The sequence below is a fragment of the Paraburkholderia sp. RL17-381-BIF-C genome, from assembly GCF_046026435.1.
Lineage (GTDB): Bacteria > Pseudomonadota > Gammaproteobacteria > Burkholderiales > Burkholderiaceae > Paraburkholderia.
The window spans coordinates 181,976-188,737 of the sequence record NZ_JARESX010000005.1 but is presented as its reverse complement, the minus strand read 5'-3'; the positions used below and the strand labels follow the sequence as shown (position 1 = coordinate 188,737).

Annotated in this window: 6 protein-coding genes; 4 read left to right on the top strand and 2 right to left on the bottom strand. The window is 62.1% G+C overall.

Annotated features, from left to right (window positions below; genetic code table 11):
• Positions 1-132: 132 nt before the first annotated feature.
• On the bottom strand, positions 133-1,248 hold the full coding sequence (locus P0D70_RS06125; RefSeq protein WP_408183548.1) for an AI-2E family transporter: 1,116 nt from the start codon (positions 1,246-1,248) through the stop codon (positions 133-135).
• A 269-nt stretch (positions 1,249-1,517) separates the two neighbouring features.
• Here P0D70_RS06125 and P0D70_RS06120 point away from each other — a divergent pair, with 269 nt between their 5' ends.
• The 4 genes from P0D70_RS06120 (at position 1,518) to P0D70_RS06105 (ending at position 5,457) form a co-directional block, all read left to right on the top strand.
• Positions 1,518-2,732, top strand: coding sequence for a DUF2863 family protein (locus P0D70_RS06120; protein ID WP_091795714.1), 1,215 nt, complete (start codon positions 1,518-1,520; stop codon positions 2,730-2,732).
• Between the two features lie 233 nt (positions 2,733-2,965).
• Positions 2,966-3,844: a response regulator transcription factor gene (locus P0D70_RS06115; RefSeq protein ID WP_408183546.1), complete on the top strand. Its 879-nt coding sequence runs from the start codon at positions 2,966-2,968 to the stop codon at positions 3,842-3,844.
• Between the two features lie 112 nt (positions 3,845-3,956).
• Positions 3,957-4,631, top strand: a complete 675-nt coding sequence (locus P0D70_RS06110; RefSeq protein WP_091795721.1) for an energy-coupling factor ABC transporter permease — start codon at positions 3,957-3,959, stop codon at positions 4,629-4,631.
• Positions 4,632-4,800: 169 nt separating this feature from the next.
• Positions 4,801-5,457, top strand: a complete 657-nt coding sequence (locus P0D70_RS06105; RefSeq protein WP_091795724.1) for a BspC domain-containing protein — start codon at positions 4,801-4,803, stop codon at positions 5,455-5,457.
• Positions 5,458-5,582: 125 nt separating this feature from the next.
• On the opposite strand, the gene P0D70_RS06100 is transcribed toward P0D70_RS06105, so the two are convergent.
• A complete protein-coding gene (locus P0D70_RS06100; protein ID WP_408183541.1) occupies positions 5,583-6,737 on the bottom strand; it encodes a M14 family metallopeptidase in 1,155 nt (384 codons plus the stop codon).
• Positions 6,738-6,762 lie beyond the last annotated feature (25 nt).

Genomic DNA, 6,762 nt, shown 5'->3' with positions numbered 1-6,762 from the left:
CCAACCCGCCCACTCCGCTGAAAGCCTTGCCACTGCTGGCTCTCCCGCCTCCCGCGCCCCGTTGTCCGAAGCACGAAAGAGCGAGATTCTAGCGAGACGGCCAGCGCCTTGCAAGCATTATCTGAAATTTATTCAAGGCGCCTTTTTTATGCGGCTCGGCTCATCGACGACAGGCACTTTCATATCGGGCGCCAAAGCGCGCGCAGCGGGTGCGCCAATGGTCCAATCGTGGAGCACGGTGTACGCGACCGCCAGCAAAGTCGGGCCGATGAAAACGCCGAGGAAGCCAAAAGCGAATGCACCGCCCAGGATGCCCAGCATCACCAGAATCAAAGGCATATCGCTATTCTTCCCGATCAGGATCGGCTTGATGACGTTGTCTGACATGCCGACGACCAGCACCCCCCACACCACAAGAAAGATCGCCCAGCCAGTCGCGCCGCCGTGGTACAGCCAGATCGCCGCTGGCAACCAGACAACCACCGGCCCACCCGGTATCACCGACAGAAAGAACGTCGCCAGCCCGAGTAGCGCCGGCGCAGGCACGCCGGCGATCCAGCATCCGAATCCCGCCAGAATCCCCTGCACGAGGGCCGTGCCGAGAATCCCATAGACCACGCCCTTCACCGTGCTGCCAGCAAGTGCCAGCAGATAGTCGGCGCGCTCGCCGGCAATACGCCGCATGCCGGCGTTCAGCCAGGCCGCTGCGCCCTCTCCCCCCGTATAAAAGAAGAAAGCGAGCACGATGCTCAACGCCAACAGACCGAGGCCATGCGTAACCGCAATTGCAGCCGCCAGAATCCACTTGCCCGCGGGTGCAGCGAGCGTACGCAATTGCGCGATCAGTTCGGAATTATTGCTTGTGACACGCTCCCAGAATGCCTCGATGCTGGAACCCACCAGCGGAATCCGGGCAACCCACGGCGGCAAATCCGGCAAGCCGGCTTCAAAGAGCCGCTGAACCAGCGCGACGATATCGTGTACGTGCGCCCCGAAAGCAAAGCCCGCATAGACGAACGGTCCAAGCACCACAATCAGAATGATCAACACGATCAACGTGGCGGCCCACTTGCGCCGCCCGCCGACGGCCGCGGTCAGCCTCCGGTACAAGCCCCAGGAGCTATAGCTGAGAATGGCGCCCCATAGTAGCGCGGTCGTGAAAGGCGCCAGCACCAGCAGCGATCCGCCCACCAGGATAATCAGCGCGAACACAGCGGCAAGCCGTTCGATCAGTTGGTCCGATTTCATGATGAATCTCCTGTTGCGCCAATCCCCGGCGACGAATGGACATACTTTTGTCAGGCGTTCGCTGAAAGCGCTCAGTATAGAAGCGAGCCACGCGTCCGGGGGCGTCTTATATCATCGGGCCAAGCCGCTGCGCAACGGTCTCGAAGGCGCGCTCGACAGGCTGATTTTTCGCGCGGAAACGTCCCAATTCATCCGGCATTGCGGACCAAATAATATGGCGGCATAGAAAAGACTAGAATATAAGGTTGTACACCCCAATTTCCGGATTTATGCGCTCGCGAATCGCCAAACGTCTCCCACCCGATGCCGACAAGCTGGTCGGTCTTTCGCTCGCGCTTTTCGCGTCGGGCAGCCGCACCGAGGACCGCTTCTGGGAAGCGAAACTCGACGCGCTGCTCGCCAAGATCGTTCGCAACGCCAACCAGACTACGCTGGACGCCGCGCTCGATCATCTGCAGCAAAATCATCCCGACGCCTACGGCGCGCTCGCCGACATGGCGGAAACGCACAGCGAGTCGTTCATCATCGAACACGAAGGCGTGCCTCATGAGGCGCTGCTGATCGCCGCGCCCGTGCTCGCCTGGACCCGCTACATGATTCCGTCCGGCCCGCTCAAGGCCGACGCCGCCGACGCCCTGCGCGCGCACCTGCAAGCGCACGTGCTCGCAGCGAATACGCGGGTCGCCATGGCGCCTTTCCTTTACAGCATCGATCAGCTGCCGCGTCATCATGTCGAAACCTGGCGCATTGCCCAGCAGCTCGCTCAGGCGGCCATGACCGGCGGCAACGTCAAACTGAATTTCGGCGAGTTGCCGGAAACTTCGCCGATTCTGGCCGACCCGCGCTTCCTGCTGGCCGTGGTCGCGGCCCCGGTGGGCGAGCCGACGTTCCGCTGGCAGGAAGAAGAGCACGGCAGCCGGATCGAGCGCGGGCAATGCCTCGAACAATGGGCTACGCAAGGCGGCGCCAATTTGTCGCTGGTGCTGCCCGGCTGCGAATTCGAGTGCCTGTTGCCGGACGCCTATTACTCTGCCTGCCGCGATGCCGACGAGAGCGTGCGCCCTCACACCGTGCGCACCGCCGTGCGCTATCTGTTCGACACGATCGGTGCTGCGCCTCAGGAATTGCGCGCGGTCGTCGCGGGCTTCGGCGAACGCCGCATCGACGAATACCGCGTCGGCTTCACGCGCCGGGGCAGCAATGACGTGATCTATGGCGTCGTGTGGCCGCTTTACGGCCGTGAGAACGGCGAGCCGGGCATCGACGAAGAGCCGCAGGAAACCGCCGCGTCGGACGACCCGCTCGAGGAAATCGTCGCGCTGCTCAAGGAGACCGGTGTGACCGAGGTGCGCCGGCACGCCGGCCGCTTCGAGCCGGAATATTGCGACGATTGCGGCGTGCCGCTCTATGCCGACCCGCTCGGCGAAATCGTCCATGCCGAAATGCCGGAGGACGCGGAGCCCGCGCAGCCGCACTTCCATTGAACATGGTCGCAGGCGCATTTCGGGCGCCGCATACGACATGACAAAGCCCCGCCGAGCGCGGGGCTTTTTTGTGCCTCTACGTTCTTACGTCATTCCTCTTATGCCTTTTGGACAGGCCGTCAAATTGAAGGGAATTTGTCATCATAGGAACGGCGACGCATCGCAACGCATCCGGCTCTCACTAGCCGCGCGTCTGCATCGCGCCACTTCGCCCGATTCATCTGGAGACATGCATGCGATTCTCGATACTCAACTCAGACGCGGAACGACGTGATGGACTCAAAGCACTTCTGCGGCAAATTGACCGGCTGGCGCGTTTTAACGAAGCCCAGGATTGGCGTCAGGTCGAACGCACGCTCAAACGTCAGCGGCCCGACCTGCTCGTCATCGATTGGCAGGACTGGATGTCGATCGCCGATACGCGCCATCTGCTCAGCCATTACCCCGATCTGCGCATTGCAGTGCTGACGGACCAGATCTCGCCGGTCGCCGTGCGGGACCTCATGGACGAGGGCGTGCTTGGCGTCGTGCCGCGCGACACCGATCCTTGTCTGATCGTGCGCGCATTTGAAATGGTGCTGCTGGGCGGTCACTACGTGCCGCCCGGCGCGCTGGCGCTCGATCCTCCGCTGCCACCGGATACCGCCATCCGGCCGTTCGACGAAAAGAGCCCTCCACCGCGCCGCGCCAAACTGGCCAACGGGCTATCACCCCGCCAGCAGCAAATCATGCGCTGCGTTCACATGGGCAGCACCAACAAGATGATCGCGCGCACCCTCGGCATTAGCGAAGGCACCGTCAAGATCCATCTGACCAGCATATTCCAGCAACTCGGGGCGCCGAATCGCGCTGCCGCGGTCGCGCTTTACAACGGCTGGCTATCGAACCATCTGCAAGTACTGCGCAATGATGCCGACGGCCCGGTTCGCCCGATCATGGGGCAAGCCGGCGTGGTGCCTTTGCGTCGCCGCACGCGACGGCGCTTCCACTATCCGTTGCCTGCTAACGACACGGCCGCCCTGCTGCCGATGGCAGCCGAACCGGGCGCACAGTACGGCGACGCGCCGCCCGCCGGACCGGCAACGGACCCACTTGCGCCAAGCCCTGCGTGAGCGTCGCCGGGGCACGCGTCAGCATTCGGGCGGCTACTTTCTAACAGCGTTTGCGCCTGCTGGCATGGAATCCGCTCACACCTTTTCTCGTCCAACGAGTAATATGAGACACATGGGTTTCCTCTACACACCGCTTCCGTTCTGGGTCGCTGTCGGTGGCTGGATCGTCACTGCGATAGTGGTCGCGCTCGCGCTGTGGAAAAATCCTTTCAAACGACTTCAAGACGGCACCCTGCAGCATGTCTGGCTTGCGATCATCGTCGCAGTGTCGGTGCTGTGGGCCACCAACGCATGGCTCGACGACGGCACCGTCATGCATCTGCTCGGCGCCACGCTAGTCGTCACGTTGTTCGACTGGGCGCTGGCGCTGATCGCCATGGCGGTGGTCACGGGTCTGGCCGCCGTCGTCTTCGATGCTCCCTGGCAGGGTATCGCGCTGACCTTCCTCGTCTATGGTGCATTGCCAGTCGGCATTTCTACTCTGGTCCAACGCATCAGCATTGCGTGGTTGCCGCGCAATCTCTTCATGTTCATCTTTGGCCAGGGGTTTGTGTCGCCGGCCATTGCCGTGTCGCTTACGGCGGCCGCGGCTCTCGGCGTGCATATCGCGCTCGCCGACGGCTCCATGACCGTGATCCCCGCAGGCTACGCGCTCAGCGTGCTTCTACTTGCCACAGGGGAAGCCTGGTTCACCGGCATGTCGACGGCATTGATCGCGGTCTATCGTCCTGCGTGGGTCACCACTTATGACGTACGCAGATATCGATTGGGCGGACCGCGCACCTGACACTCGCACGACCATTGAATGTGCAGCTGCGGCAATGGGCACCTCGGCTACATCGAACCGCTCGTGCCGGCGCACCACGACAGGACAAAATATTTTGTGCCAGGATTGAACTCCACCCTCTCGCGGGGCATCTTACGTGCCTCTTGTCTCATTAGCCTCTAACAACTAGATGGATCGCACCAACGTACCGCGCAGAATGCTGCGGTTGGTCGGCCGGTTGGCAACATATGCGGCGAGTCTCTCGCTCATCTGTTCCACTTCCGCGCTCGCCGACCAACTCGAACAGCACAACGATCTCGTCAATAGATTTGTCAATGAAATGCACGCAGACCCGCTCGTTGCGGACTGCGCTGCTCATGGCAACTTTGTCGCCAGCACGTCAACTGCCTTCGACCATGTCGAATTTCCACCTAGCTCGTTCGATAGCGCGCATGCGTCGGTCACGCCGTGGAACGATTCGTTCGACGAGGGCAAGCAGCGCGTCAAGGTAGACAACATCGTCACCGTCGAAGGGCTCGGCGTGCGCCAAAGCGGCGAAGGCGACCCCGCCGATCTGAAGTTCCGCTGCGGCTATGTCGGTGCGCAGATGCTGGCGTTCAGCTGGAACGATCCGGTGCCACCGGCCCGTGCGCGCGCCTCGGAACCCTCGGGATCGCGAGCGGCGTCGGGCAAGCATAAGAGCGCCAAAGGCAAGCACTCGGCGAGCGGCAAAACCACGAAGAAAGCGACCACGAAGTCTTCCAAACCGAACTCGGGCAAGTCGTCGAGAACGAACTCGAACAAAGCAACCGCGAAGAAGACACCGGCGAAGAAGAAAACTCAGTAGCGGTTCGAGCTTGCGGCATCGGTCCGCCGGCCGCGAGTTACCGGCCGAGAGTCAAGCAGCCGCCCCAATGAAAACGAGGCACACACCGTGAAGTGCGTGCCTCGTTTTTCTATGCCGAGTTCGCTTTAAGCAAAGGTCTCCACGTGCCGCAGGATCGCCTGAAGCATCGAGGCGCCGAGCGACGCGCTACGCTCGCCGTTCCAGCCCACCCGTTCGTCAGGCAGATTCGCGTTGTCCTTGAACGGCATCTCCAGCGTGAGCGAAAGGCAGCCAAATTCGTTGCCGATGTACTTCGACGCCAGCTTCAGCGCGTCCTCACGATATTTGCTCGCCGCGTAGCCGTGCTTGTCCTGGAAATCAGGGCTCGCGTGCTTGAACGCTTCGATGAACGCGTGCTGTTCTTCCCGCTGCCGCTCGGTGAAGCCCGGCAGCATTTCGGAGCCGGCCACGAACACGTAGGGCAGCGCCTCGTCACCGTGGATATCGAAGAACAGGTCGCAGCCAATGGCGTGAATTGCGTCGCGCACCACCAGCACTTCCGGACTGCGCGCGGCATCCGGCTCCATCCACTCGCGATTCAGATTCGCACCGGCCGCATTGGTGCGCAGATTGCCGTGCACGCTGCCGTCCGGATTCATATTCGGCACGATGTAGAAGACCGCGTGATCGTAGAGCTTGCGCGCCACCGGGTCGCCCGCCCAATCGCCCCAACCGGCGAGCCGCTTCACGAGACCCTCGATAAACCATTCGGCCATCGTCTCACCAGGATGCTGGCGCGCGATCAGCCAGATTTTCTTCCTGGGTGTGTCGCCGGTTTGCGGCGTGCCGAGCGTGAGCAGCGAAATGGGCCGACCTTCGACGCTCTTGCCCAATTCCGTGAGCGTCGCCTGCGGCATCTGCTGCACCGCGCCCAGAAACTCCGCATGACGCTCCTCGCTATACGGCTCGAAATACGCGTAGTAAATGCGGTCGAAGTCCGGCGTGTGGTCGATCTTCAGCACGCGGCCGTCGTACGACGTGGGTACGCGGAACCAGTTCACCCGGTCATAGCTCGCCACCGCCTGATAATCGCGCCAGCCTTCGGCAAAAGCGCAGGCGGCCGCATTCTCGAAGGTCATCACGCAGCGCTCGCCCGCCGCGCCGGACAAGCGGAAGTAAAACCACTGCGCGAACTCGGCATGGCTGTCCGGCCGCACGCGCAAACGGATATTGCCCGCTTCTTCACAGGACAGCACTTCAATCGCGCCTGCGTCGAAGTTGCTCGTAATGGATAACGTCATGATGGTTTTTCCCTGCTTGTACGCG

Bases quoted from the DNA above. Each gene is read 5' to 3' on its own strand.
- P0D70_RS06105 (WP_091795724.1), top strand. From the start codon at position 4,801: ATGGATCGCACCAACGTACCGCGCAGAATGCTGCGGTTGGTCGGCCGG.
- P0D70_RS06125 (WP_408183548.1), bottom strand. From the start codon at position 1,248: ATGAAATCGGACCAACTGATCGAACGGCTTGCCGCTGTGTTCGCGCTG.
- P0D70_RS06100 (WP_408183541.1), bottom strand. From the start codon at position 6,737: ATGACGTTATCCATTACGAGCAACTTCGACGCAGGCGCGATTGAAGTG.
- P0D70_RS06115 (WP_408183546.1), top strand. From the start codon at position 2,966: ATGCGATTCTCGATACTCAACTCAGACGCGGAACGACGTGATGGACTC.
- P0D70_RS06110 (WP_091795721.1), top strand. From the start codon at position 3,957: ATGGGTTTCCTCTACACACCGCTTCCGTTCTGGGTCGCTGTCGGTGGC.
- P0D70_RS06120 (WP_091795714.1), top strand. From the start codon at position 1,518: ATGCGCTCGCGAATCGCCAAACGTCTCCCACCCGATGCCGACAAGCTG.